The sequence below is a fragment of the Nitratireductor rhodophyticola genome (assembly GCF_019891355.1).
Taxonomy (GTDB): domain Bacteria; phylum Pseudomonadota; class Alphaproteobacteria; order Rhizobiales; family Rhizobiaceae; genus Nitratireductor; species Nitratireductor rhodophyticola.
The window spans coordinates 1019506-1044953 of record NZ_JAHSSF010000002.1 but is presented as its reverse complement, the minus strand read 5'-3'; the positions used below and the strand labels follow the sequence as shown (position 1 = coordinate 1044953).

At 62.2% G+C, this 25448-nt stretch carries 31 protein-coding genes; 1 reads left to right on the top strand and 30 read right to left on the bottom strand.

Going from position 1 to position 25448, the window contains the following annotated elements:
* Positions 1–43: 43 nt before the first annotated feature.
* The 30 genes from ccmE to KUG85_RS10460 all read right to left on the bottom strand — a co-directional run bounded on the left by ccmE (position 44) and on the right by KUG85_RS10460 (position 22957).
* Complete coding sequence (gene ccmE / locus KUG85_RS10605) at positions 44–478, bottom strand: cytochrome c maturation protein CcmE (RefSeq protein ID WP_223005142.1); 435 nt, start codon at positions 476–478, stop codon at positions 44–46.
* A 7-nt stretch (positions 479–485) separates the two neighbouring features.
* Positions 486–1607, bottom strand: coding sequence for a c-type cytochrome biogenesis protein CcmI (ccmI, locus tag KUG85_RS10600; RefSeq protein ID WP_223005141.1), 1122 nt, complete (start codon positions 1605–1607; stop codon positions 486–488).
* 209 nt (positions 1608–1816) lie between these two features.
* Entirely contained in the window at positions 1817–2188 is a 372-nt protein-coding gene (locus tag KUG85_RS10595; RefSeq protein ID WP_081784658.1) for an RT0821/Lpp0805 family surface protein, read from the bottom strand.
* A gap of 148 nt (positions 2189–2336) precedes the next feature.
* The gene (locus KUG85_RS10590) at positions 2337–3755 is read right to left on the bottom strand and encodes an ATP-binding protein (RefSeq protein WP_090329735.1); all 1419 of its coding nucleotides are present in this window, start codon (positions 3753–3755) and stop codon (positions 2337–2339) included.
* A 9-nt stretch (positions 3756–3764) separates the two neighbouring features.
* Positions 3765–4436: a response regulator transcription factor gene (locus KUG85_RS10585; protein WP_065818396.1), complete on the bottom strand. Its 672-nt coding sequence runs from the start codon at positions 4434–4436 to the stop codon at positions 3765–3767.
* 88 nt (positions 4437–4524) lie between these two features.
* Positions 4525–4836, bottom strand: coding sequence for a hypothetical protein (locus KUG85_RS10580; protein ID WP_007008428.1), 312 nt, complete (start codon positions 4834–4836; stop codon positions 4525–4527).
* Positions 4837–4906: 70 nt separating this feature from the next.
* Positions 4907–5113: a hypothetical protein gene (locus tag KUG85_RS10575; RefSeq protein WP_065818397.1), complete on the bottom strand. Its 207-nt coding sequence runs from the start codon at positions 5111–5113 to the stop codon at positions 4907–4909.
* A gap of 26 nt (positions 5114–5139) precedes the next feature.
* Positions 5140–9102, bottom strand: coding sequence for a baseplate multidomain protein megatron (locus KUG85_RS10570; RefSeq protein WP_223005140.1), 3963 nt, complete (start codon positions 9100–9102; stop codon positions 5140–5142).
* Between the two features lie 6 nt (positions 9103–9108).
* Positions 9109–9582 (bottom strand): NlpC/P60 family protein, encoded by a 474-nt coding sequence (locus KUG85_RS10565; RefSeq protein WP_223005139.1) that lies wholly within the window; start codon positions 9580–9582, stop codon positions 9109–9111.
* Complete coding sequence (locus tag KUG85_RS10560) at positions 9582–10472, bottom strand: DUF2163 domain-containing protein (RefSeq protein WP_223005138.1); 891 nt, start codon at positions 10470–10472, stop codon at positions 9582–9584. Before KUG85_RS10560 ends, KUG85_RS10565 begins: the two co-directional genes overlap by 1 nt.
* A complete protein-coding gene (locus tag KUG85_RS10555; protein WP_223005137.1) occupies positions 10469–11110 on the bottom strand; it encodes a DUF2460 domain-containing protein in 642 nt (213 codons plus the stop codon). Before KUG85_RS10555 ends, KUG85_RS10560 begins: the two co-directional genes overlap by 4 nt.
* Before the next feature lie 18 nt (positions 11111–11128).
* Complete coding sequence (locus KUG85_RS10550; RefSeq protein ID WP_223005136.1) at positions 11129–11671, bottom strand: phage tail tape measure protein; 543 nt, start codon at positions 11669–11671, stop codon at positions 11129–11131.
* A gap of 23 nt (positions 11672–11694) precedes the next feature.
* The gene (locus KUG85_RS10545; protein ID WP_255606357.1) at positions 11695–11916 is read right to left on the bottom strand and encodes a rcc01693 family protein; all 222 of its coding nucleotides are present in this window, start codon (positions 11914–11916) and stop codon (positions 11695–11697) included.
* Positions 11913–12251, bottom strand: a complete 339-nt coding sequence (locus KUG85_RS10540) for a gene transfer agent family protein (RefSeq protein ID WP_223005134.1) — start codon at positions 12249–12251, stop codon at positions 11913–11915. The genes KUG85_RS10545 and KUG85_RS10540 overlap by 4 nt, the downstream gene beginning before the upstream one ends.
* A complete protein-coding gene (locus KUG85_RS10535) occupies positions 12248–12664 on the bottom strand; it encodes a phage major tail protein, TP901-1 family (protein WP_065818404.1) in 417 nt (138 codons plus the stop codon). Before KUG85_RS10535 ends, KUG85_RS10540 begins: the two co-directional genes overlap by 4 nt.
* Before the next feature lie 28 nt (positions 12665–12692).
* Positions 12693–13100, bottom strand: a complete 408-nt coding sequence (locus KUG85_RS10530; RefSeq protein WP_223005133.1) for a DUF3168 domain-containing protein — start codon at positions 13098–13100, stop codon at positions 12693–12695.
* Complete coding sequence (locus KUG85_RS10525; protein WP_155983519.1) at positions 13081–13245, bottom strand: hypothetical protein; 165 nt, start codon at positions 13243–13245, stop codon at positions 13081–13083. The genes KUG85_RS10530 and KUG85_RS10525 overlap by 20 nt, the downstream gene beginning before the upstream one ends.
* Positions 13242–13577: a phage head closure protein gene (locus KUG85_RS10520; RefSeq protein ID WP_223005132.1), complete on the bottom strand. Its 336-nt coding sequence runs from the start codon at positions 13575–13577 to the stop codon at positions 13242–13244. Before KUG85_RS10520 ends, KUG85_RS10525 begins: the two co-directional genes overlap by 4 nt.
* A complete protein-coding gene (locus KUG85_RS10515; protein ID WP_223005131.1) occupies positions 13577–14146 on the bottom strand; it encodes a head-tail connector protein in 570 nt (189 codons plus the stop codon). Before KUG85_RS10515 ends, KUG85_RS10520 begins: the two co-directional genes overlap by 1 nt.
* Before the next feature lie 74 nt (positions 14147–14220).
* Positions 14221–15474 (bottom strand): phage major capsid protein, encoded by a 1254-nt coding sequence (locus KUG85_RS10510; RefSeq protein WP_223005130.1) that lies wholly within the window; start codon positions 15472–15474, stop codon positions 14221–14223.
* Positions 15475–15484: 10 nt separating this feature from the next.
* Positions 15485–16168 carry an HK97 family phage prohead protease gene (locus KUG85_RS10505; RefSeq protein ID WP_223005129.1) on the bottom strand — a complete coding sequence of 228 codons (684 nt, stop codon included), beginning with the start codon at positions 16166–16168 and terminating at the stop codon, positions 15485–15487.
* A gap of 3 nt (positions 16169–16171) precedes the next feature.
* Complete coding sequence (locus KUG85_RS10500) at positions 16172–16531, bottom strand: DUF6107 family protein (protein ID WP_223005128.1); 360 nt, start codon at positions 16529–16531, stop codon at positions 16172–16174.
* 497 nt (positions 16532–17028) lie between these two features.
* Positions 17029–17694 carry a hypothetical protein gene (locus KUG85_RS10495; RefSeq protein WP_223005127.1) on the bottom strand — a complete coding sequence of 222 codons (666 nt, stop codon included), beginning with the start codon at positions 17692–17694 and terminating at the stop codon, positions 17029–17031.
* A 31-nt stretch (positions 17695–17725) separates the two neighbouring features.
* Positions 17726–18133, bottom strand: coding sequence for a hypothetical protein (locus KUG85_RS10490; protein WP_223005126.1), 408 nt, complete (start codon positions 18131–18133; stop codon positions 17726–17728).
* Between the two features lie 11 nt (positions 18134–18144).
* A complete protein-coding gene (locus KUG85_RS10485; RefSeq protein WP_223005125.1) occupies positions 18145–18849 on the bottom strand; it encodes a hypothetical protein in 705 nt (234 codons plus the stop codon).
* 112 nt (positions 18850–18961) lie between these two features.
* The gene (locus KUG85_RS10480; RefSeq protein WP_223005124.1) at positions 18962–19243 is read right to left on the bottom strand and encodes a hypothetical protein; all 282 of its coding nucleotides are present in this window, start codon (positions 19241–19243) and stop codon (positions 18962–18964) included.
* A 365-nt stretch (positions 19244–19608) separates the two neighbouring features.
* Positions 19609–20064, bottom strand: coding sequence for a hypothetical protein (locus KUG85_RS10475; protein WP_223005123.1), 456 nt, complete (start codon positions 20062–20064; stop codon positions 19609–19611).
* Positions 20045–21214: a phage portal protein gene (locus tag KUG85_RS10470; protein WP_223005122.1), complete on the bottom strand. Its 1170-nt coding sequence runs from the start codon at positions 21212–21214 to the stop codon at positions 20045–20047. Before KUG85_RS10470 ends, KUG85_RS10475 begins: the two co-directional genes overlap by 20 nt.
* 32 nt (positions 21215–21246) lie before the next feature.
* Positions 21247–22533: a DNA-packaging protein gene (locus tag KUG85_RS10465; RefSeq protein ID WP_255606352.1), complete on the bottom strand. Its 1287-nt coding sequence runs from the start codon at positions 22531–22533 to the stop codon at positions 21247–21249.
* Positions 22478–22957, bottom strand: a complete 480-nt coding sequence (locus KUG85_RS10460) for a hypothetical protein (protein ID WP_223005120.1) — start codon at positions 22955–22957, stop codon at positions 22478–22480. Before KUG85_RS10460 ends, KUG85_RS10465 begins: the two co-directional genes overlap by 56 nt.
* Positions 22958–23292: 335 nt before the next feature.
* Between KUG85_RS10460 and KUG85_RS10455 the strand changes: the two genes are divergently transcribed.
* Positions 23293–25434, top strand: coding sequence for a transglycosylase domain-containing protein (locus tag KUG85_RS10455; protein WP_223005119.1), 2142 nt, complete (start codon positions 23293–23295; stop codon positions 25432–25434).
* Positions 25435–25448 lie beyond the last annotated feature (14 nt).

The window sequence follows — 25448 nt, the reverse complement described above, 5'->3', positions numbered from 1 at the left end:
TCAAGCCGTTTCTGGCCGCGTCCCGACGGGCTCTCGACCAGCGTCAGTTTTCCTGCCAGACACCCTTTTCCTTGAGACTGTCGGCCACTTCGCGTGGCATGTAGTTTTCGTCATGCTTGGCGAGCACCGTATCGGCGACAAAGGTCTGGCTCTCGTCAAACACACCCTCGGTGACCACCCCCTGCTCCTCCCGGAAGAGATCGGGAAGGATGCCGTTGTAGCGCACCGTCACCGTGTCGCTTCCATCGGTCACCGCAAAGCGGACATGGGTATCGTCGGAGCGTTCGATGGACCCCTTTTCCACGAGACCGCCAAGGCGGATGCGCTGGCCCGCAGCAACCGGCTTTTCCACCAGGTCACCGGGCATGTAGAAATAAGAGGTCTGTTCCCCCAGAGCATAGAGGGTCAGCCCGGTGGCGGCACCGAGAAAGCCGATCGCGCCTGCGATGATCGCCAGTCTTTTCTGTTTCCGTGTCACATCAAACCTATTCGATACCGACGCCGAGATCGGCCGCAAATCCCTTGAGGTCGTCGCTTTCAGGAGCCTCCGGGCCGAATGCCGCCACGGCCCGCCCTAAGGCTTCTCTCGCGGCCTCCGGACGCTGCAGCACCATGTATGAACGAATGAGACGCCGCCAGCCATCCAGATCGGCCGGATTTTCACGCAGCTTCTCATCCAATCCTGCGACCATGCCTTCGATCATTTGCTGCCGGTCAGCCCCGGAGAGGTCCGAAGCGGCCGCAACCTCGTCTTCACTGGGCCCCGCGCCGGATTCGGCGGCACCACCCGAACGCGCCATAGCCTGCTCAACCGCCGAGCGCCACGGCGAAGCCTCCGGCAGGTCGTCGAGCATTTCACGCCAGAGCGACCGGGCTTCGTCGGTCGCGCCGTCCTGTGCACGCGCCAGCCCCAGAAAGAAGCGTGCCTTCGGCTCCCTGGGATCAAGAACAAGCGCTTCCTGAAAGACCGCCTCGGCCTCAGCCGTGACCATGCCCTGCGCACTACCGACGATCGCCTCGCCCAATGCCGCTTTCATATCCGCCGTATTGCCTGACAGGCGCATGATGTTGCGCAACGCTGTCTGTGCATCGCCAAAACGCCCCATACGCATGTAAACCGGTGCCAGCACCTGCCAGCCGCGCACATCGTCGGGATTGTCTGCCAGATGTGTCTCGGCCCGTGCAACCAGTTCGTCTATCGGCGCTTCGGCGGGCTCCTCGGTCATCCGCGCGTGCAGGGGCTGCGCGGGCGTGCCCGGCGACCCGGTGAACACATAGAGCCCCCAGCTCACCAGTGGAACGGCGAGCACGGCGATCGCTGCCGTCAGGCGTGTCACGCGCTGGCTTGTCAGATGTTCCTTGTGCCCGCCTGCCGTATCTGAAACCCTCAGAATCCGGCGTCCGATCTCGGCGCGCGCCTGCTCTGCTTCCTGCTGCCCGATCAGCCCACGTTCGGCGTCCCGTTCAACTTCCTCGAGCTGGTCACGATAGACCTCGATATCGTGAGCGCGCGCGTCCTCCGACATCGTGCTGCGCACGGCGAAAGGCCGCAGCACTGCAAAGGCTGCGACGAAGGTCAGGAAAGCTGCGAGGATCCAGAACAACATGGGCTCTAAATAGCGGTCGCGGAAGACGCTGCCAACTCGGCGCACCTGCGGCCATTTGGCAAACCCGTCCCGCCGCAGGGGTTGCCGCCATGGCAGCAGGGCTGCTCCCGGAGCGCTTCCACTTTTCATTAGAGCGCAGAAGCGCTCAACCTTATTGTTCTCACGCAGTTCCGGATGGAGAACCGGCGCCAACGTCTCCTGGGATTGCTCTAACCGAGCAGCATCCAGCTTCCATCCTCATTTCGGCATGCGGTCCCGCGCGCTTCGCGCGGTGTGCCGTTGATCTGGATGGTATGGGTGTATTGCCTACAATCCTGGGAACCAACGCGGTAAGGCTGTGCCGCGCGCACCGTCCCGGCCCGGCTCGAGCCAGTGTCCTGCCAGGAAACATCCTGTCCGGCCGGTGTGTTCTCCAGCGCCTTGTATTCAGCCTCTATTGCAAGGCGCTTTTGCCGGCGCGACAGTGCCTCACCGAATTCACCGCCGATCAGGCCGCCCCCCTCCATACCCAGAATGGCGGAGCTGTCAGCCGCCGCCTGGGACGCCGCGAACTGATTTGGCTCAAGCTGCGAACCCGACATGTCGCTGCTCAGGCAGCCCGACAAAACAGCGGAGAAGGCTATTGCAAAAACTGCTGCGACTTTCATTGATCCCGATGGTCCCCTGAGACACACTTATCGTTTGCAAGGCATTTAAGGCGTCGATTTGGCCCAATTTAGGCAGTTCTCGTCAGCTGGCGCCCTGAGTTTCTGCCCGCGGCAAGGAAACAACGGCCTTTAGCCCGCCAAGCGAGGATCGTTCCAAAGCGAGAGAACCACCATACTCTTCCACCAGGTCTGCGACAATCGCAAGCCCAAGCCCCGTTCCCGGCTTTGTTTCATCGAGCCGCCGGCCACGCTTCAACGCATCGCGCGCCTTTTCCTCCGGAATGCCCGGACCGTCATCTTCGATGAGAATCAGAACGCCATGCCCATCGCCCTGCGTTTCTCCTTCCTCCACGGAAAGAGAAACCCGGCTTCGGGCCCACTTCATGGCATTTTCCATAAGATTGCCGCTGATTTCCTCCAGGTCTTCCCGCTCTCCCGCAAAGATCAACGGTTCATCCGGGAATTGCACCTGAAGGTCGATGGAAGGATTGAGTTTGCCCATCACGCGCGCCATACGCTCCAGCGACGCCTTGACCGGCGTGCGAAAAACGAGACTGTCGCGCTGTGCGGCGGCCCGCGCCCGCTGCAGATAATGATCAAGCTGCTGCTGCAGGGCGGTCGCCTGTGCGGTGATCAGCTTTCCGCGTTCGCCGCCAACGGCATGCCCTTCGTTCATGAGCACCGCCAGAGGCGTCTTGAGAGAGTGCGCCAGATTGCCAACCTGCTTGCGTGAGCGTTCAACGATGCGGCGATTGTTATCGATCAGCGCATTTGTTTCATCAGCGAGCGATTCGATTTCCGTCGGAAACGGCCCCTCCAGACGCTGCGCAGAACCCGCCCGAATATCCGAGAGGGCCTGTTGCACGCGATTGAGCGGGCGCAGACCGTAGAGGATTGCAAAGACGTTGATCGCGATCATGCCAAGACCGAATATGGCGAGGTAGCCATAGAGCTTGCGGACAAACTGACTGACCTCCTCCTCCAGCTCGCTTCGATTGCCCATGACACGAAAACGGGCCACCTGGCCCTGATCTCCCACAACGAGTTCGGCCTCGACCACCTCGATCGTATCGCCGCCGGGTCCCACCGTCATGTAGCTGCGCTGGAACCCCGTATTAAACGGCACCTCACCACTATCCGGCGAAGGGATCGGCGTCGCCATTGAGGGCGAGCGTAGTGCCCCGCCCAGATCGCTGGTCACCGGTTCCACCGCCCAGTACCAGCCCGATTGGGGCTGCAGAAAACGCAGATCGTCGAGATTGGGACTGCCCTGCAGGTCACCGTCTTCAGCGATGCCCACCGAGCCGATTACATTGTTGAGATAAGCAGAAAGAACACTGTCAAAACCACGTTCGGACACCTGTCGAAACAAGGCCGAGATGATCGTCGCGATGACAACCAGCGCGATGACTGCCCAAAAAGATGAAAACGCGATGACGCGCACCGCAAGCGAGCGGGATACGATCCGCCTGAGCCAGGACTGCGTCTTCGGATCAGTCATCACCGGGGCCTAACCGGCCTCCGGTTCGCGCAATCGATACCCCATGCCGCGCACGGTTTCGATCAGGTCCACATCTCCGAGCTTCTTGCGCAGCCGACCGACAAAAACCTCGATTGTATTGGAATCCCTGTCGAAATCCTGATCGTAAAGATGTTCGACCAGTTCCGTCCTTGAGACAACCGTGTCCCGATGGTGCATAAGGTAGGCAAGCAGCCGATATTCGTGGGAAGTGAGCTTCAGCGGGATTCCGTCGACATCGGCCTTGGAGGCCTTTGTGTCGAGGCGCACCGGCCCACAGCGCAGTTCCGTCGAGGCGTGGCCTGCTGCGCGTCGGATGAGCGCGCGCAGCCGTGCGAGCACTTCCTCGATATGAAACGGCTTGGTTACGTAATCGTCGGCTCCCGCATCGATGCCGGCCACCTTGTCGCTCCAGCGGTCGCGTGCGGTGAGGATCAGAACGGGCATTTTGCGGTCGTCCTGGCGCCAGCGTTCCAGCACGCTGATGCCGTCCATCTGCGGCAGGCCAATGTCGAGGACCACGGCGTCATAAGGCTCGGTGTCGCCGAGAAAATGTCCTTCCTCGCCGTCAAATGCCCTGTCCACAACGTAACCGGCGTCGGTCAGCGCCTCGCATATCTGCCGGTTCAGATCCTTGTCGTCTTCGACAACGAGAATGCGCATTAACCCCTCGACCTGGTTCGTTTCACAATTTGGCTTTGTCGCCGCCGCTGCGCGACACTAGAGCAATTCCGGGAAAAGCGAAAACGCTCTAATTTGCGGGTACAACGAATTCGGCGCGCTTCGGGCGTTCCCCGTTGCCCCCCGGAATGACCACCACCACCCTGCAGACGGTCTGTCCTCCCTGTGTCTCCGCAGTTGCCTGAACCAGCGTACCACCGTTTTGGGAAGCGACCCGTGAACCGACAGAGTAGCAATCGACGCCCGCCTGGGCTGGCGATGCCGTGGGCCAGAGCAGCACCGGCAGAAGAGCCAGAGCCGCGAGGAAGCCGGGTTTATGTGCGCGATGCCAGAACATGTATCCGATGTACCCCATCGAGGCTGAATAGGAAATGAACAGCATGTCATTTTACCCCGTTCCCGCCCTTTCGAAGCAGCGGCGCAACCGCCTGCTGCGCCGCTGCTTCGTTGTGTCACCGTATACGGCTACGAGCCTGGATCCTGCCGAAGATGGCGATCAGGCCGGAAATTGCGGTAACCGCCTGCAAAAGCCCTTCGGATACGGCGGAACTGTCGATCTCGCCCAGCGGATAGCCCAGCATGGTTGCCGCCGTCGCTGCAATTGTCACCATCGACGCCCAGATCGTGCGGGACAGGTACCAGGGTTTGCTGTCATTCATCCTTTTTCCTTTCGCTTGTTTGGTGCTCAGCCGGCGACGGAAACTGTCGCCGGTATGCCCGGACCGACCTGCGCGCTTAGCTGACGCACGGTGAATCGGATTTCTGACGGCGCCACGGGAAAATCAGCAGCCCTCATTTCCGGCGTGTAGGTCCAGTCCGTAGTCTCGGAAGTCGCACTGCGGAGCGGAGCGCCATCGTCACCGGCTATGTCGATCCGATAGCGCTCGCTCGCTTCACCAAGCGGCACATCGTCGCCAAGCCAGCTGTCGGCCTCCATCCGTCCGCGTCGTATCCAGGAAAGAACGACCGCACCCGACGAGGCTTCACGGGCCCTGAGATGCACCGGCGACAGGGGCATGAGCGCTCGCAGACCACCCGCCGCTCGCATCTGAAAGAAGCGGGTGCTGCCAAACGCCTCGCCGGCGGGGCCTACGCGCCAATGGCGTTCAAGCCCGATCTCCGCGGCACGCAGCCCTACCGCCTGCACGGCCTGATCGAGCAGGACGAATCCCGCCCCCTCCGGGGCACCGGCCCGCATTGCATCGTCGGTGCCGAGCTGCCCGCGCAGGAGCCCGTCAAGCCGCCACACCGATGGCTCGATCTCTTCTGCGGACGTGAACTGCAGCACTTCCCAGGCTCCGGCCCCGCTGAACACCGCGGCCGCGTTCGCGCCATTGACGAGCTGCGCCGGCGAAACACTCTCCAATCCGCCGGAAAGGAGCTCCACGGTGATTGTCCGGCTCCGGTCCAGCCGGCCTGATACGCCGGCATCCAGTCCCTCTTTCAGGAACCCGATGGTGGCGCGGCGGGCAATCCGGCTCCGCATGTCGAAGCCGCTCTCCTCGGGTGAGGCGAACGCCACGTGGCTGCTCCACGGAGTTGCGTGGGCGGCGATGCGAAACTGCTCTTCCGCTTCCCTTGTTCCCGGTTGCCAGGGCAGGTCCAGCAACAGCGCGAAGGCAGCGCTTTCGCCCTGCTCGCCATCGTCTGCCGGTGGCGTTGAAGCCGATCGTGCCGCAGGCGCGGGATTGGCGTGCACACGCCGCGCCTTCACGCTGCTGAACAGGCCATCTTCGACCTCGGTGACCAGATATCGGGTCGAACCCGAAATCTCCGGAAGACGCAGGATCGAACCCGGCTGCACCCGATCTGCGGAAAACGGCAACGCAAAGCGGGCTTCCTCCCGCGCCGCCCAGTGGCGCAGCAGCCAGTCCTTTGCCTGTCTTTCGGCCTCCGGCGCTGCCAATACGCCCGGGAAACTCAGAAAATGCTTTCGTCGCCCTTTCGCACCGATATGAGCCGCGCGCGTCGTCGCGGCCTGGTGGTCGCGCATCTCATCGCGGAAATCCACATGCAGTTCAGCAGGCAACGCGTGGTCGGGTTCGCGTATCCGCTCAAAAACGGCGCCATCGGCTTCCGTTGCCAGTTCCGCAACCTCCCGCGCCTCCTTCAGGGCCGCTCCCAGCGAGCGGAAAACGAGTTCCCCGTCCCGCTCATGGGCGCCGATCCCGAAGAGATCGACAATCGGCTCGATGGCGGCCCGTGCTGTGGCCGGGTTGGCGACCACATAGCCCGCGATCGCGCCATCGGCATGCATCGTTTCCGCTGGCGCCAGACCATGGTCCTTCAGAATGGCGTTGATCAGGTCCCCGACCGTCATGCTGCTTGCGCGGCCATTGAGCCAATGTCCGCATGCCCAGTTTCCGCCATCTCCCCAGATGTCGCCGCGATTGGGAAATGCCGGGAAGGGCCGTGCATCCCATGCCCAGAGGCTGAACATCTTCGGATCGACCATCGGCCCTTGATAGACGGGCGAAACAGGGTTGTGAGATCCCGTGTGTGCCCAATAGGCATAATGCGCCTCGAGCAGACGATGCTGCGCCAGGTCCGAACGTCCGCCGTTCGAATAGTATGGCAAGGCGTTCTCGGACGACTTGGCATCCGGGAACACGTTCGGCTGGTTCGGCCCCTTGTCGACCGCCGGGCAGCCAAGCTCGGTGAAAATAATCGGTTTTGACGCCGGCACCCATCCGGTAGGCGCGGATTGCTCCACGCCGCCAGGACGGTCGAAATGCTGGTTCGACCACCACGAAACCAGATCCTTGTAGCGGAAAACCCAGGGTTTCCCGTGCGCCCCGTCGGTGATGGGCGTGCGAAGCCGCGCGTGCCGGTCCGCCTCGCTCGCATAGTACCAGTCGTAACCTTCGCCTGCGGAGATATTCGCTTTCAGTCCGGTCGGGTCGTAGGGCCCCGAAAACCCGTCCGGGCTGTCGCCGGCATAGTCCTCGTCGCGCCAGTCTGCGAGCGGCATGTAATTGTCGATGCCCACCGCGTCGATGGCATCGTCCGCCCAGAGCCTGTCCAGGTGAAACAGCACATCACCGCTGCCATCGGCAGGCTGATGCCCAAAATACTCGGTCCAGTCCGCGCCATAGGTGATTGTGGTCTGCGTCCCCAGAAGTCCGCGCACTTCGTTGGCCATCACCCTTAGGCCTTCGACAAAGGGGAATTGACCGTTCTGATCCCGTAGCCCTGTCAGCCCGCGCAGTTCCGAACCGATCAGGAAACCATCCACACCACCGGCCACCGCCGCCAGATGGGCATAATGCAGGAGAAAGCGCCGGTACCCCCAGTCCTCCGCTTCACCGGTGAAATCGACCGTATCACCTGCCTGCGCAAATTCTGCGGTGCCGGCATTGCCGAGCAAAGCGGATACCTGCGCGGCAGCCTCTGCCGTCTTGTCGGCGCTTCCCGGGCGCCCCGGCCCCGGGTAGCACGTGATCCGCCCCCGCCAGGGATAGACCGGCTGATGCGCCTCCCCGTCGGGGCTCGGAAGACTGTTGCCGGCAGGCACATCCATCATGATGAACGGATAGAGCCAGACCTTTAACCCCCGCGCCCTGATTGCCCGGATTGCAGCCACCACCGTATGGTCTGACGGCGTCCCCCCATAAGCGGCACCGTTTTCGGTGAATGAGACGATCGGTGCGTTCCCTCGTAGCAGACCGGAAACCCGCCACCTCTCATTTTCACCGCCGCCAAACAGGTGACTGGAGAACGACGAAGGAACGCCCATGAGCGACCAGATGTTTCCCCAGTGAATCGGAAAAGCACTTCCCCCATGACTGGTCACCATGGGTTTGATCTGGCAGTTGCCTGCCCGCAGATCCGTACCAAACCAGGAAACCACAAGCGATATGCTTTTCAGGTTGGGCAGCAGCGCCTGCAACTCGTCGAGCGAGGCTTCAAGATCGCTTTCCGCAACCAGCGTATTGCGATTGAGAACTTTATGATGCCCGGGTCTTTCATGGATTCTTACCGCACCAGGTGAAAGGCCGAACTCGGTGGAACCGGGAATGAGCGCAACGGAACCGATCTTCCCGTTCAACGCGCCAACCGGTCGAAGAACCTCGAACTGGAGCTGCGGTATGCGCCGCCCATAATCGTCGATCGGCATTCGGTCGATGACGACATAGGCGGTTCCCCTATAGGCCGGCGCGTTGCCCGCCCCCTGTTTCGCCTCGATCAGCGGATCGGGTAGCTGGTCCTCGGTTCCACGATAGATCCGGATGTTGACCTTGCTCTGGTCCACCTCCTGCCCGTCGGCCCAGATGCGCCGCACGCCTGCGATTTCCCCTTCGCAGATCGCGAAGGCAGCATTGGCGAAATACGCGTATGTGGTTACCTTTGGCCCACCCTTGCCCCCCTGGCGCTCCGTGGTGCTGGTTTCTTCGAACCGCGTCGCCCAGATCAGTGTCCCGCCGGTACGCACGGTGCCATAGAGCCTGGGCAATGGCGCGCCTTCTTCCCCGGAAAAGGGCCTTGCCGCCGCGAGACGCGGCCCTTCGTAGTGCTGCGACCCTCCAAAAAGAGCCCGGTCCACAACATATCCGGCCAAGGCTCCTGCGGCGGTTCCGATGGTCGCGCCGACAGGGCCAAGAAGGCCGCCGATGAATGCACCGGCCGCCTGCAAGACGAGTGTAGCCATGGGTTCCTACTTTCCGGGTCTGGAGGATGCAGGCATGGGGAAGGCGAAGACACCCGCAATGCGCCTGCGCCATTGCGGCACGAGTGGCGAAACCACGACTGCACTTCCCTCATAGGCATGCACGAATGCGTCCGCCGCCGTCATAATGCCCACATGCTTTGCCGGGAGGTGCGGGCGCCAGCGAAAAATCACTATGTCGCCCGGCTCTGTTTCTGAATGCGCCCGCTCCAGGCAGTGCCGCCTGGCTGCCGCAAGAAGCCGGTCTTCTACCGTGCATTCGGCCCAGTCAGCGCTGTAAACGCCCGGATCCTCAGCCTCGCAGCCGAAAACGTTCCGCCATACGCCACGGAGCAGCCCAAGGCAGTCACAGCCCACGCCCCTGCGGCTTGCCTGATGACGATAGGGCGTGCCGACCCAGCTCAGCGCCTCGCCCACAATGGCATTCCGCAGGGCCGCTTCTGTCGAAAATTGCCGCTGCATCATTTCACCAGCGCCTTGCCGTCGAAGACACCCTCGTCCCGCACATAACTATAGGCCGCATCGTCGCCGGGAAGATGCGGAAACCCGCGAAAATTCCGCTGATTCATGAACTTCGCCTTGCAGGTGGAAAACCGCTTGTCGCACCCGGCAACAATCGTGAATGCGTCTCCCGCATCTCCAGCCAGCGGCGCTTCCCGCCACAGTGACAGCCGAGCCTCACCACCAGCGTTCACATGGTCGACCACGCGCTCTTTCCGGCCTGAATGCGCACCGCTGGTCCAGGTCAACACCCCGTTGTCAAACCAGCCCGTGTCAAAGGCACCAACCCCCGCAACAACCACGATGCCGCCATCTTCGACGCGAAGAAGCGTGCCGCTACCCGCAAAGCGACCATCGTTCAGGTTCACGCCGCATCGATGGTCCCCAAGTTCGGCGTCGCAACCGCGCCCAATGGTTCGCCCGTTCGGCTGATCAAGCGCCCAGGCCTCGCTTTCCAGCTCGGCAACGAAACTTCCATCCCGCCGCGTCACCTTGCCGATCACGGCAACACGCAGTCTCTGAAACATCGAAGGGTCCTGCCAGTTGACGAGCAGTGTCTCGACCCTTGCTCCGTCATAGAGTCCGGACAGAATGTCCTCCTCCCGGATATCAGAGGCGGAAAGCGCTCCTGCCACGTCCACCGTGTCCACCGAAAGCCCGAACGACGATCTGGCCTCGCTTGCCGTGAAACCCGTCTCCGGCTGGAAATTTGTGCCGTCGCACTGGAGCGCCCTGTCATGATCGGTGAAGCCGAGCACGGCGCCATCGGACCGGCTCAATCGCCAGCAATTGCAAAGGCTGGTGACTTCCCCTTCAATGTGCGCGGCCAATGTTTCGCCTGTTGATGTCATGCAAGTATCTCCACCAGCGGGATCGAGGGGATCTGCCCTGCCCTAAAAGCACTCAGGCTCACAGACAGCCGTTCGATATCGAAGCGCACGGGCACGTCGAAGACGAACCCGGCTGTCACGACTGCACCCACGGCCGGCACGGCCCCGGGCTGGAACACAAGCTCACCGGTCTCACTGTCGACTGCATAATCGAGTGACGTTTCCTTCAGCACACCGTCGACGGCCACGAGCACCGCATCGGCCACGGGGTGGGTGATCGGGCGCCTGACCGCTTCCTGCCCCTCGCCATAGGTTTTCACCAGCGCGAAGCGTTCCGTCACGCCATCGCCCGTACCGATCGTCTGATCGTGCTCTGTCGGGGTCTCCGAGGGCCGGCATGATTTCATGTCGAACGGGTCGCGGAACCGAAAGCCGTGCAGCGAGCCGCGCCGCGCCTCGAAGAAGGCAAGCACTTCATGCACGTCATCGAGCGAGCGCAACCCGGTGCCGGCATCGTAATGCCGCCGCGCCAGCGCCTGTCGCGCATTGCGTTTTTCGCGGCCCGACACCAGTTGCACAATCTCGTTGCGCCGCTCTGGCCCACCCGTGGCCCCAAACGAAATGGCCAGCGGAAACCGTACGTCATGAAAGGCGTTCATGCCGGTTCTTCTCCTGCCTCAAAAGGTTTTGGCGCCACGCGAGACAGCCCGCGCCAACATGCCCGTGATCTGGGCCTCTGATTTGCGAAACGATGCTGCGTCCGGCGTCGACACGTTGAAGACAATGTTCGCCGCCGGGGCGCTGCCGCCCGCCGCCACTCCCAGCCGCCCGTCGGCGCCGCGCTGCAGGGGGAGGATCGCCTCTGCACCCGCCTCACCCATCAATCCCGTGCCGCCGCCCATCGGAAAATAGGTTGGCGAAGAGACCACCCCGCCATCGGCAAACGGCACCACGCCGCCCTTGGCGAAAGGCAGGATGCCGCCGACAACGCCTGAAAACAGCGACGAGCCCAGCGCCGCCAAAGGCTGCAGCGCCTGCGAAAGCGCCATGCTCGCCAGGTTCATGCCGATGTTGCGCAGCACGTCTTCAAACGATTTTCCGCTGACAACCGCGCTTTTCAGTGCACCGGTCATCTGCCGGCCGAAGCCGTCCGCCAGTTTTTCCAGTTCGCCCAGCGCCTCCGCAAACGGCTTGGTATCCGCGCGGATCTCAAAGGTCATGTCTTCCAAGGATTTGCCTCCGCTCAGTCTCGGATTTGACGATCGGGAAACCGTTCCATCAGCTGATCGAGATCGTTGCGTGCCGGCACACCGACAGCGCTGCCGCACACGGCCTCCAGCGCGCAATTCAGTTCGCGCGGCGTCATGGACCAGAACGCATCCGGTGAAAGCCGCAGCACCCCAAAGGCAAACCCCATGACCTCACTCCAGGGAAAGGGCCTCGCGCGGGGTGCTGCGGCGTTCAAGGGTTTTGCGGCGGTTCCTCCACCCCGCCGAAGGTGGCGGTCAGAAGCGCGCTCACAATGCGCGCAAAGCCCGCCGCCCCCTCGTCGCATCGCATCGCCCGCACGTCTTCCTCGCTCACGGCGTGGCCGCCACCGCGGAGACCGGCCGCGATCACGCGCAGCATGTCCCGCGCCGAAAGGCGTCCACTCGAAAACCGTTTTGCAAGTTCCCCCAGATCGTCCGCGGCAAAGGCGTCTTCGAGCTCGGCCAGCGCACCCAACGTCAGGCAAAGCGTGTAGTCCCGGCCGTCGATCCGCGCGGCCACCTCGCCGCGCCTGCGGTTCACGCTGCTCATGGGACCTCCGCAAAGCTCACGGCGCCAGCCGATTCCAGCGCAATCTCGAAGGTCACCTCGCCATCATGATTGCCGCCATATTCCAGGGCAGTGATCTGGAACGGGCCGGCCACCACGCCGAAATCCGGGATCGCCAGTTGCCAGCCGGCGATCTCACCGGCGAAGAACCGGCTGCGGATCGCGGCATCCGACGCCCCGTCCTTGAATATCCCCGATCCGCTTATGGCCGCACGCTGGACGCCGCTGCCGGCCAGCAGTTCGCGCCACCGGCCTGCCGAATCCGCGTCGGTCACGTCCACTGTCTCGCTGTTGAAGGCGAGACGCTTGGCGCGCAGCCCCGCAACGGTCGTGAATGCCCCAGCTCCGCTCGTGTCGAGCTTCAGGAGCAGATCCTTGCCCTTCTTTGCACCCATATTTGTTCTCCAGGGATGTGTTGGTGTGTCAGACCGGCTCGATCACGGCGCGAAAGCGCATCAGGCCGTGATAGGCGATAAGGTCTTCATCGAAGCGGATTTCACTGCCCTCGCGGCGCAGGTTGACCAGTTGATGCCCCGCAACCGGCAGGGACGACCCCTTCAGCAACGTGTCGATCCGGTCCATCAGTTGCAGCGCTTCGCGCCGCCCCTTGCCGTTCGACCAGACATTGACCGTGAAAAAATGCTCGCTGCCCTCTTCAGTATCCGTGCTCCAGTCATGAGCACTGGCCGGTCCGAACGTGACATAGGGATAGGCCGTGCGGGCCGGCGCCAGATCGTAGAGCTTCGCGCCGCCCAGCGCGCCCGTCAGCGCCACATCTGCCGCCAGCTCACCGAACACCGCCTTTTGCAGTTCAAACGCGGCGTCGAGCATCGTCACGCTCCTGCGCTTCCAACCTGGCTTTCTCCTTCAGGCGTGAGGCGCGACGCGCCTCTTCCCCCGCCTCTGCGGCCCTGTGCGCCAGCCGACGCAGCGCGCGGGTCAGTCCCTCGCCAGTCAGTTTCATGCTCATCTTCATGTCTGCTTCTCCTTGGCGAGACAGACCAGGTAACGCCCGGTCTCGTCGGGATCGTGCGCTGTCAGGATGGTGAAAGCCCGTGTTGCGCGCACAAGCCGCATGCCGCCGCTCACGCCGGGTCGAAACCGCAGCGTGATGCGATGCGTTACCTCTTCATGGCGCTGCCCCGCGCCGAACGGTGCCGATGCCCGCACCGGCTCGATGAAACCGAAGACCGTCGCCATCTCGCTCCAGCTTTCGGTGTGCCCGCCCGCCCCGTCCGGAACGAGTGCCGCATGCTGCAGGCTGAGTTCCGTGCGAAACGCACCGGGATCGATAAACTGCACCCGCATCACAGCCTCGGCTTCCGATAGCCCTCGACGAGCCGCTGATAGCCAGCCGGCAGTGAAACCGGTTGATCTTCCGCCCCAAACGAAGTGCGGAATTCGAACCAGTGCGCCACAAGAAGAAGGATGGCGCGCCGCAGAAGGTCCGGCACATCCGTCCCCGCCTCGCCATAGCCGGCCCTGAAATCAATCTCGATTCCGTTCAGCCGCCGGCCCGGAAGCGGCCGCGATGCAATCGCCAGCCGCGCCGGTTGCGCATGCGCGTCGAGTTGGCAAGCGGCGGGATCGACAATCGAGGCCGCACCATCGGCATCGAAGACCGTCACCGAGAGCACTTCGCGCACCGGCGTCCGGTTCAGATAAAGCACATCGCCCTGCGGCCAGTCGTCCAGCGTCAGCCGCCAGGACTGATCGATCAGCGCCTGTCCGGTTGTCTTCTCCACTTCCTGGCGGGCGGCACGGATCAACCCTTCGATGAGCGCATCCTCGCTCAGATGCCCGATCCGCAGATGGGCCTTGGCCTCGGCAAGCGTCACCGGCTCGACCAGCGGATCGACCGTTCGAAATAGCGTCATGCGTGAAACTCCCGTTAAAAAAACGGCCCCGGAACTGCTTCCGGGGCCGCATCGGCATGGTCGTCGAGGGAGGGCTAAACCGTGCCGAATTTCAGCAGCTTGACCGCATCGAAATCCTGAATGCCGCCGCCCACGCGCTTGGTCGTGTAGAACAGCACATAGGGTTTGGCCGAATACGGATCGCGCAGCACGCGAACACCGGCGCGGTCCACCACCAGGTAGAAGCGGCGGAAATCGCCGAACGCGATGGGTGTCGTGTCCGCGCCGATGTCGGGCATGTCCTCGGCCTCCACCAGCGGGAAGCCCATCAGCATGGCGCGGCTGCCCGGCGTGGCCGGCGGCTGCCACATATAATTGCCGTCCGCGTCCTTCAGCTTGCGCAGCGTCGCCTGCGTCTTGCGGTTCATCACCCAGCTAGCGCTCTGGCGATAGCCCGCCTTCAGCGCATAGACCAGATCGATCAGCACATCCGAGGAGTCGGTTGCCGGCAGCGCGCCTGCGGTGCCGGTCACGTTATAACCGACATTGCCCCAGCTCCAGCCGGCATTGTCCACCTGCGCGTAGCTCAGAAAGCCCTTCGGCTTGTTGATCCCGTCACCATTGACGAAAGCCGCGCCCTCCTGCTCAGCGAAGGCGGTCTCCACCTCGCTGGCGATCCACTGGTCGAGATCGACCACCGCATCGTCGAGCAGCATCGCCGTTGCCGCCGGCATGGCGTAGAGCTCGGCCGTCGGAAACTGCAGCTCGTCCAGCGTTCCCGTCGCCGTCTCCGGGCGGGCCGCCGTTTCGGCCACCCAGCCCACCGCCGGGCCGGTCACCGCAAAGGGCTTTTTCAGAACCGCACTCGAAACCTGCCGCACCGAGGCGATGGAGCGGATCGGCGAGAGTTCGGCCAGCCGCGCGCCGATGGCCGCCTCCGTCTCGTCGGGCACCAGATAGCCGCCGTCCGGCGCCGAGCCATAGGACATTGCCTTTTCTTCGAGCGAGCGCATGCCGCGTTCGTCGCCCGAACGCATATAGGCGTCGAACGCCTGTTTTCGCTCCAGGTCATGAAGTGCCGCGCCGCCGCGCCCCAGCACCGGCCGCGTCTTCTTCAAAACCAGCGTGTCCAGCGCCTGCTTCTGCTCGTCGAGCGCCTGCGAAATGCGCTCCACCTTGTCCACCGTCACCACATCGGCGCTGCGCGTCTCAAGCTGTTTCAGCTTCTCGTTGTTGGCTTCCTTGAAGGTCTCGAACGCGTTCATGAATTCATGGAATGCGCCCGTCACATCGCCCTCGTCCAGCGCCGATTTCACCTCCGGCGCGCGTTTTGCCTGTCCTGCCGTCATGTCTTCATCCTCAATCGTTGAACATGCGGGCCGCCTGGCGGATCACCGCCGCAAGCCCGTCATCAAAGCCCCGCGCGGCGTCCCGCTCGCGTCTCAAGGCGCCAAAGCCCTTGGCGATCACCACCCGGGCCTCGCGCCGCGTCAGGCCGGCATCCCGCGTCAGCCAACGCTCAAACTCGCGCGCCGTGGGCAACGGCGCGCCCCTATTCTCCGTCTTCACCTCGTCCACACGCGCCTCCGGCAGCATGGGAAAGGTGACCACGGAAATCTCCCAGAGATCCGCCTCCACGATGCGACGCACGCCGGTCTTCGCCTCCGTCTTCGCCTTCACCGTGCGAAAACCGATGGAAAGCCCGTCGAGCGCCCGGTCGCGCATCAGTTCCCAGACCTCCCGCGCCCTGGCCACACCAAGCGCCAGCCTTCCCCGCACCAGAAGGCCGCGCGCGTCTTCGCGCAGTTCCTCCCAGGTGCCGATAGGCTGGTTCGGGTCGTGCTGGAAAAGCATGCGCACCCCGGCCGCCCCGCGTTTTTCGAGCGAGCGCGCAAACGCGCCCCGCTCCACCGCGTCACGGCCAAGGTCGACCTTCCCGAACAGGCTCGCATAGCCAGAAAACGTCCCGTCCACCTCGACCGTCTCGATATCGAGCCCGGCATATTTGCGCTCATCGGGCATCGGCGCGATCTTTGCCTGCATGCTCTAGCGTCCTTTCTCATCGTGAAGAGTGTCGGTACGGTCATGCGACAGCGGCGCAATCGGGCGCGCCTGAAAATAGCGCAGCGCCAGGCCGATGGCGCTCCAGGCGCAAAGGCTTGCCACAGCCGCTCCCATCAACATGGTTTCGGCCGCCCCCAGCCGTTCCGTCAGCTCCAGAATTTCGGCGAGCTTCAGCCCCGTCGCCCCACCGAAAACCATTCCGCACACCACACCGACCGCAAAGCGGATCGCCGCATCGCGCCGGTGATTGGGCAAGATATAGGCAAGCGAAATCGCGGAGCCGGCCACAGCGCCAGCCCCCTTTGCGAGCCATATCCAGCCCGCATGGGTCATGTCGGTCATCGGAAAAATCCTCGTTCGGGATCTTGTTCAAATATCCGGGCTCAAATGCCCGGCCGCCTACGCAGCATCCAAACGCCAGGCGCCGCTCATGGTGAGCCTGGCGGTCAAATCATCAAACAGGCGCTAAAGCAGTCTTCTTTCACAGCAAAGCAGGCGCTCCCGGCGCTCACGCTTGGCGACAGCCTTCGCCAGATATCGATACGGTTCCGCCTCACTGCCGGTATCCGGGTTGCGGTAGATCACACCATCTCCACTTTTGGCATTGCGCTCAAATCTGTACCCGTTTCGAAAGGGCTCTTTCAGCAACCGCCTGCGTCCCCAGAGAGGATTAAAATGGGGAACCGCCCCGCGGGTCAGCTCGTGAAATCGTTCACGCGCCTGTCGAGCAACAGCTTCGAAATGAAGTATTTCACCGCGTATGGTGGACGTGGCGCTTGTCGATCCGCGCCCCCCGCACCCGAGAGCAACACAACCCGTCATCACACCGATTGCGGGTTCTACCGGTCTTCCGGAATCTCCACTTGCAGCAACTGCCCGGCCAGCCGATCGGTCCTCTTTCGATTCGGCACCAACTCAGGAAGCCTGCGCTCCGCAGCAAGCAGGCGATACTTCAGGTCCTTCGCCGAAACGCCATCTTCCAGCAAGCCGTAAAAAGTCCACATCTGATCGGTGTAGGAGCGGTCGAGCTTTGTAAGATTCTCCACCAGTTCCGGCTTCCACTCCGCCAGAAGAATGCACAGGATGCGGTCCAGCGTCTGGCTGCGCGCGGTCCACCATTCAGTCCCGCGTTCATATTCGAGCTTCTGGCCGATAAGAGCACCCGCCTCCCCGATGACGACCTGCGGAATGTTCATTCTGCCAAAATCGCCCTTGCTGCAGGTCCAGTAGCCGTCATCCGCAAGGACAAACCAGCTCTCCATGGAACGCAGAAACTCCACAGTTTCAGCCTCCGACATGGGAGGACACCTGCCAGGTTTCACCGTATCCCACGAGAACTGCGCAAGTCCTTTCCGGTGCAGAGACCTAACCGCCTCACAAAACTCAACCAGATCACTACGGGAAGGTGGCTCGAACACCGTATTGATCAGGGTAAAAATGTTCTGCTCCCAACTTTCCTCCAGCGTGGCGAGAATACGGTCGCAGATTTCATCGATCGCGGTCATGATCGGCTACACTGGCGGTTCGCAGTGTTCATCATTCATGAATCCACCATTCGAACCCGCGATCATGGACCAGTTTTTCGGCCAGTTCAGCTCCACCGCCTTCGCCGATAAAAAGTTGCGGAATGACGGTGGTACGAATTTCGCCCTTACCACATGTCCAGTTTCCGTCTTCGCCCAGTACAAACCAGTCCTCCAACGATTCCAGCAGGGCGCTGGTCTCGCTTTCAGTTAAACTCGGACAGTCACCGGGACTGAGTATCCTCCACGAGAAACTGACGAGCTCTCTCTGCTTCAAATACCTGATCGCACTGCAGTATTCGATCACATCTGCGCTTGAAGGCGGATGGTACACCGTGTTGATGAGAGTAAAGACATTGTCCTCCCAGCTTTCCTCAAGCGAAGCCAGAATCCTTGCACCGATTTCATCGATCATATTCATGGGTCGCTGCCTCAATCGGTGTCAGGAATGGGTGTGTGCGGCTGCTCCTTGAGGCCATCCCTCATCCTATACCTATAGTAGAATTTTGAAAGGATTTTCGCGTCAACTGTAGTGCGGGAATTCCCCCGGGGGCTTGCCATGATGCGAACCGCCTCGCCGGTACGCTGGTTGCGGTAGATCACACCATTTCCACTTTTGGCATTGCGCTCAAATCTGTACCCGTTTCGAAAGAGCTCTTTCAGCAACCGCTTGCGTCCCCAGAGAGGATTAAAATCGGGAACCGCCCCACGGGTCAGCTCGTGAAATCGTTCACGCGCCTGTCGAGCAACAGCTTCGAAATGAAGTATTTCACCGTGTATGGTGGACGTAGCGCTTGTCGATCCGCGCCAATTCCGATCGAGCCGCCGTACACGGCCCACATGATACCGAGCCTGACTGACAGCAATCTCGAGACGCGTGATCTGCGCGAGCGATGCGCCCGGATAGCGCCGGCGCATTCGCGCAATACGCGATGCCCGCCCGCTTGCCGGCACCACAACGGACCCACCCCCGTCCGTCCACCGCCCGCCACCAGGATTTCCCGCCGGAACGCGCGGCTGAATATGCCATCTGGGGTTGCGCTTCAGTGCCCGTTCCAGCCGCCCTGCAGCAGCCAGCAGCCGGACCCATGCCGCCTCCCCGCGCATTCGGGCGGCAAGCATTTCCGTATCCACCATAAAGCGCCTCACTCGCATGCGGGCCATAGCCCACGGCCCGGCGTTTTTCCTCGTCGCTCAGGAAGTCGGTCGCCCCCACCCGGCTCCACAGCGCCTCCCGATCATCGCCAGTCTACCCGGCGCGCAGTGCCTCCAGGAGCTTCCGATAAAAAAGCTCCGCATACCCTTTGCGAAGGTAGCAATCAGAGCCCGTTTCCGACCAGATTTTCACCAGATCTTCATCGCTCAGCCCGGCCGCCAGCAACCGTTCGATAAAACCGGCTGCAATTTCCTTTTCTTGCGCGGTCAAGGACCGGGCGAGATAGGCTGGCAGTTCGTCATCAGATCGAACGACAAGCTCCACATCGGCATGCATATGGCGCGCCATGCGAGAAAAAGCGTCTGGAACATTCACTGTCTTTCTCCCGGCCGCGTTCTGCGGTCCCCGCAAGGGAGCCAATCAAGGCACTGCCCTATGTGTGCCGGAGAAAATACCGCACGAGACACAAAACCATAGAACTAACGATGAACAAAATTGAGAACGAAGCAAAGAACCAAGACAATACCAATAAAAAAAGACTACCCCACTCTACAAAATCTGACTTCGACACCAAATCATAAATAAAACCAAAACCAACTCCAAATCTGCAATCAAAACCCTCGCGTGAAACACAATATGAAGATTGAGGGTTGTGATCCAGAGCTATATAAGCAATATAAATAGATATCAAAACCGATCCAATAAGGGAAAATATTAAAATTTTCCCAAAAGAAATACTCTTACAAATCCCACCACGGCTCTTCTTCATATATTTTCTGAACACGAGCCCCATAGCCTGAAACCTGCTCCGCTGACAGATTGTTGTACAGCGTTGCAACCTTTGCAACCGTAGGCTCTTTCACCCGCTCTGATATACGCTTCAGCAAAGTCACTCCGGCTCGAATATTGGTCGCCGGAACCTGTAGATCTTCCCGACTCCAGCCAAAGCCCAACCAATATGACACATGGACATTCATCGGCAAAACCGTCTTGGGCCGAGGGTGCAATCGATCATAGTACCCATGCGAGGTCTCCATGCAGACGATGGCCATCACCAATCGATGATCGGCATCTTGTGCCGACGCCTCCTTCAGAATGTCCACGGCACGCTCAAACACCTCGTTCATCTCATGGAGTTCGTAGATTGGTTTGCTGCCGTTTGCTTCTGAGTTCGCCTCACCCGCCGCGCGGGCCATAGCCCACGGCCCGGCGTTTTTCCTCGTCGCTCAGGAAGTCGGCAGCGCCCACCCGGCTCCACAGCGCCTCGCGCTCGGCGGCCAGCCCCTCGATGCCGTCGGCGTCGTACCACAGCCGCACGCCAGCGCCGAATACCGGCTGGAGCCAGGCGGAAAACTCCTTCGCCACCCGCCCCACAAGCGGCAGTACGGTCAGGCGGTAAAAGGCCCGGTTCGCCTCCTGATAATTGGCATAGGTGTTGTCGCCGGGAATGCCCAGCAGCATGGGCGGCACGCCGAGCGCCAGCGCGATGTCGCGGGCAGCGCCATTCTTCGCCGCCATGAAGTCCATGTCGCGCGGCGAAAGGCTCATCGCCTTCCAGTCGAGCCCGCCTTCCAGAAGCAGCGGCCGTCCGGCGCGCGCGGCACCCGCATAGCCCTGTTCCAGTTCCACCTTCAGCCGGTCGAACTGGTCGTCGGAAAGGTTCCCGCCCTCTTTCGGCGCATAGACCAGCGCTCCCGAAGGCCGCGCGGAGTTGTCGAGTAGCGCCTTGTTCCAGCGCGCCGCCTGGTTGTGCGTGTCGAGCGCCATCAGCGCCGCACCCAGCGGCGCGAAACCATAGTGATCGTCGAGTGGATGAAAGAGGGTGAGTTGCAGCGCCGCACCCGCTTCCAGCGGCACACGCTCGCGCGCCTTGCCCTCGCGGTAGTCCAGTGCCACCGGCCAGCCGCCCGCATCCGCCACCACCGACACCCGGTCCGGCCGCAATAGATGCAGTTCGCGCGTGCCCGTCCCCGTTTCCAGCATGCGCAGATAGGCATTGCCCGACAGAAGCAGATGCCCGTAAAGCGCCTCCATGAAGCCGCTGCCCGCCTGGCGCTGGTTGGGCCGCGCCATCATCTCCAGCACAGGATGCGCGTCGTGCTCCCGCGCACCTTCGTAAAGCAGCCAGGGGATCGCCGCCGCCGCCTCCGCCACAAGCCGCACGGCACGATGCGCGATCGGGTTGGCCATAAACCCCTCGCGCGACATCGCGGCATAGTCGCGCCGCGAAAACCGCGCCTCCGCCTCCCGGTGCAACGCGACGAAGCCGCCGGCATGCATCTGTTTGGTTTCAACCGGCGCGACAGCACCTCCCGGACGCTTTGCCCAGGGCCAATACCAAGCCATGTGATTTTCCCGATCCGTGTTTCTTTATCTGCTCAGCCGAGTGCGCGCACGCGCGGCTCCCGCCGGTTCGAAAGCATGAGTTCGCTCAAGGCCCAGACCAGCGCATCCACCCGGTCCGGCGAGTGCCCGCCCGAGAGCCCGTCGAGGCCGAAATCGCACATCTCGTCCTCAAGCTCGGGAAAGCGCGCCGCATGGCGCACCCGCCCCTGCTCATAAAGTGCGGCCACCGGCTCGGCCCGCAGCCACTTGCCCCGCGTTGCCCGCACCGCCTTCACCGGCACGTTTGCATCCACCGTGGCAATGACCGTCGCCACCATTTCGCCGCCCTGGTTCACCTCGGCCACGAGGCAATCGGCCTCAAGCCGATGATAGAGCGCCACCGCGCGTGCAGCCCATTCCTGTGGCTTGGCCCCCTTGACCGTCTCGTCGCACAGAACCACGCCACGGCCTGCCGCATCGAGCCCCGCCGCCACCAGCCCGCAGGCGTCCGAACTGCGACTGGACGCCGCCGGCGGGTCGACCGCAACGACAATGCGTTTCAGTTCACCTGAATGCTCAAAAATCCCGGCCGTCTCCAGCATCGCCCGCGTCCACAGTGCGTCAGGCCGATCCTCGATCAGTTCGCCGTCGAGTTCCTGCCGCCCAAGCCGCGTGCCCGCATAGCGCGCTCTTATCGCCCGGATGAAGCCCGGCGCCAGATTGTCCCGGTTTTCGTCCGTGCGCATGCGCGTCACCGTCACATGCGGATCGTCCATCAGCCTGCGGATCAGCGAGATCGGCTTCGGCGTCGTGGTCAGAAGCTGCTTTGGCCGTTCCCCCAGTCGCAGGCCGAACTGGAGCATGTCGAATGTCGCATCCGCCTGTCTCCATTTGGCCAGCTCGTCGCACCATGCCGCATCGAATTGCGGCCCGCGCAGACTGTCCGGGTCCTCGGCAGAAAAAAGCTGCGCCACCGCGCCATTCTCCCACACGATGCGCCGCCTGCTCGCCTCGAAGCGCGGGCGAGCACGCCGCGAGATCGCCAGAATTCCCGAAGGCCCCTCCACCATCACTTCTCGTGCGTCAGAGAGCGTTTCGCCGATCAGGGCCAGCCGGCCGTATCGCATCCCGCCAGCGAAGGGGGGCAAACCCCGCACCAGCGCATTCACCCATTCCGCGCCCAGCCTGGTCTTGCCGGCGCCACGACCGCCCATAACCAGCCAGCTGTCGAAAATCGAACCGAGCGGATACTGCGCCAATCGCGCAACCCCGAGCCATTCGCGTTCAATGGCGTGTGCCAGCCCTTCCGGCAGGTTCAGCCTTGCCCATCCTTTCTGCAAGCTCTGAAGCAAGGCAGCGGATCCGGTCGTCAATGCGTTCGAGTGCGGCGGCCATTTCTTCATCGCTGGGGGCGTGCTTTCCATTCATGTCCTGCTGCTCGATCGCAATTTCGTTCATCTTTTCCACGATCTTGAGCATCGAACCGAGGCCTTCGATCCGCCCCTTGTCGAAAAGATCGCGATGAACCGCATCCTCGATTGCCCGCTGGAGTTGATTGAAGAGCATCCCGATCATGCTTTGCGTCCGCTCAATCGATGGCGGCAGCGCCGGATCGTCTGGCGACCCCCATTTTTCCTCCTGCGCCCGCTTGCGCAAAAGCCGCTCCGAGCGGCCGCTTGCCAGTGCCAGCAGTTCAAAAGAAGGCGGCGCACCTTCACGAAGCGCGCGCACCGCCATCAGATCGGCCGCACCCATCTTGCCCATAGTGTCCATCCATGTCCGAAAACAAAAAAGGCGCGCCCCCGTCAAAGGACCCGCCTCGAAACGCCGCAACTCTGCGACCATGCATGAACCCTACCGGCGAACCGTTACGCTGTCAAGAATTTTTTCCTATATTTTTCCATACGCAGCCCATCCGTTAGCCATTTCGGCGAAATTCCCTTGCGGAAGCGGCGGAAATGCGAAGAAACTCACAGAGCAATCCGCTAGAATGGCCAATACATGCCGGAAAACGATGTGGGGTCGTGTCCGGCTGGCGGTTCCGCAGGACGGATTCGAACGGGTTGGCCGCGAATGGCCGGACGGGAGTTTGGGTGAAAATGCCGCGCGAAAAACGGCAGAGCAAGGCGCCGCGGGCGACCAGATTGCTGGCGCTCGACGCCTGGATCGATTCCACGCTTTACGAAGCGGGCTTCAAGCTCGCCGAGTTATGGGAAAGCGTGACGATCTTCTTCCGCCGCTTCCGCGTCTACGGTGCCAGGCGCGCCGTGGTCGAAATCTTCAGCGAGGGTGCCACGCTGGGAGCGGTCGGGTCGGTCGTGATGCTGGCGCTCGCCATGCCCGCCTTCGAGGAAACCGCGGGCGACTGGCGCGCGCAGGACGATTACGCCGTCACGTTTCTTGACCGCTACGGCAATGAAATCGGCCAGCGCGGTATCATTCAGCGCGATTCCGTGCCTGTCGACGAGCTTCCCGACCATGTGATCAAGGCCGTTCTGGCCACGGAAGACCGGCGCTTCTTCAACCATTTCGGCATCGATTTTCTGGGCCTTGCCCGTGCACTCACCGAGAATGTGCGCGCCAATTCCGTCGTTCAGGGCGGCTCGACGCTCACCCAGCAGCTTGCCAAAAACCTGTTTCTCTCCAACGAGCGAACGCTCGAACGCAAGGTCAAGGAAGCCTTCCTGTCGATCTGGCTGGAGATGAACCTGTCGAAAACCGAAATCCTGCAATACTACCTCGACCGGTCCTATCTCGGCGGTGGGACGTTCGGCATTTCCGCAGCCGCGGACTTCTATTTCGACAAGCCGGTCAAGGATCTCAGCCTCTCTGAAGCGGCGATGATCGCAGGCCTCTTCAAGGCACCCGCCCGCTACGCGCCGCATGTGAACCTTCCGGCGGCGCGTGCACGCGCCAACGAGGTTCTCACCAACATGGTGCAGGCCGGTTTCATGAGCGAGGGGCAGATTCTCTCCGCCCGCCTGCATCCGGCAACCGCCGTCGACCGTGACGGCGCCGATACGCCCGACTATTTCCTCGACTGGGCCTTTGAAGAGGTCAAACGGGTGGTCCCGCGCAGCGCCACCCATTCCCTCGTTGCCCGCACCACGCTCGATCCCAACCTCCAGAAAGCCGCGGAAGAATCGCTCGAATTTCATCTGCGCCAGTACGGCAAGGACTATGACGTTTCCGAAGGCGCCATCGTGCTCATGGATACGGAGGGCGCGGTGCGTGCCATCGTCGGTGGCCGCGACTATGGCGCGAGCCAGTTCAACCGCGCCACGAAGGCCGAGCGTCAGACCGGTTCGTCCTTCAAGCCCTATGTCTATGCGGTGGCGATGGAGAACGGTTTCGATCCCGATTCCGTCATTTCCGATGGCCCGATCTCATGGGGCAGCTGGTCCCCGCGCAATTACGGGCGTAGCTATGCCGGCCGCGTCACGCTGACGCGCGCTCTGATCAAGTCCTACAACACCGTTCCCGTGCGGCTTGCCCGTGACCATCTGGGCATCGATCCGATCATTTCCCTGATCAAGTCGTTTGGCATCGAATCGCCGCTCAACGGCCACAAGACGATGGTGCTGGGCACGTCAGGCATGACCGCGCTCGATCAGGCAACCGGCTATTCCGTCTTTGCCAATGGCGGTTATGCCGACAGGCGCTTCGGCATTGTCCAGATGATGACCCATTCGGGCAATCTCATCTATGATCATGGCCGCGATGCTCCGCCACCGCGCCGCGTGCTTTCGCAAAAGGCGGCCGCCTCCATGAACCAGATGCTCATCCTGGTTCCCGAACAGGGCACCGGCCGCCGCGCGGCCCTGCCGATGACGCGGTCCGCAGGCAAAACCGGCACCACCCAGTCCTACCGCGACGGCTGGTATGTCGGTTACACCGGAAACTATGTTGCATCCGTCTGGCTCGGTAACGACGACTTCCACGCCACAAGGCGCATGACCGGCGGCTCCCTGCCCGCCATGGTCTGGCAGCGCCTGATGGCCTACGCACATCAAAACGTCGAGATCAAACCCCTGCCGGGCATCGAGGGGCCGATGCGCATCGAGACGGACGCGGTGGAGACCGCCAGCGAAGAAGGCGCCGGGGACCGCCAGGAAAGCGAAACGCTTCCTCTGGCACTCTCGGCGCGAACCTCACTCTTCCTGAAGGGACTTTCAAAGGATTTCGAGGCCGCACCGCGCCTGCGCAAACCCGCCTCCAACGAAACCCTGTCCGCCCTGTAATGCTGCGCAAGGCA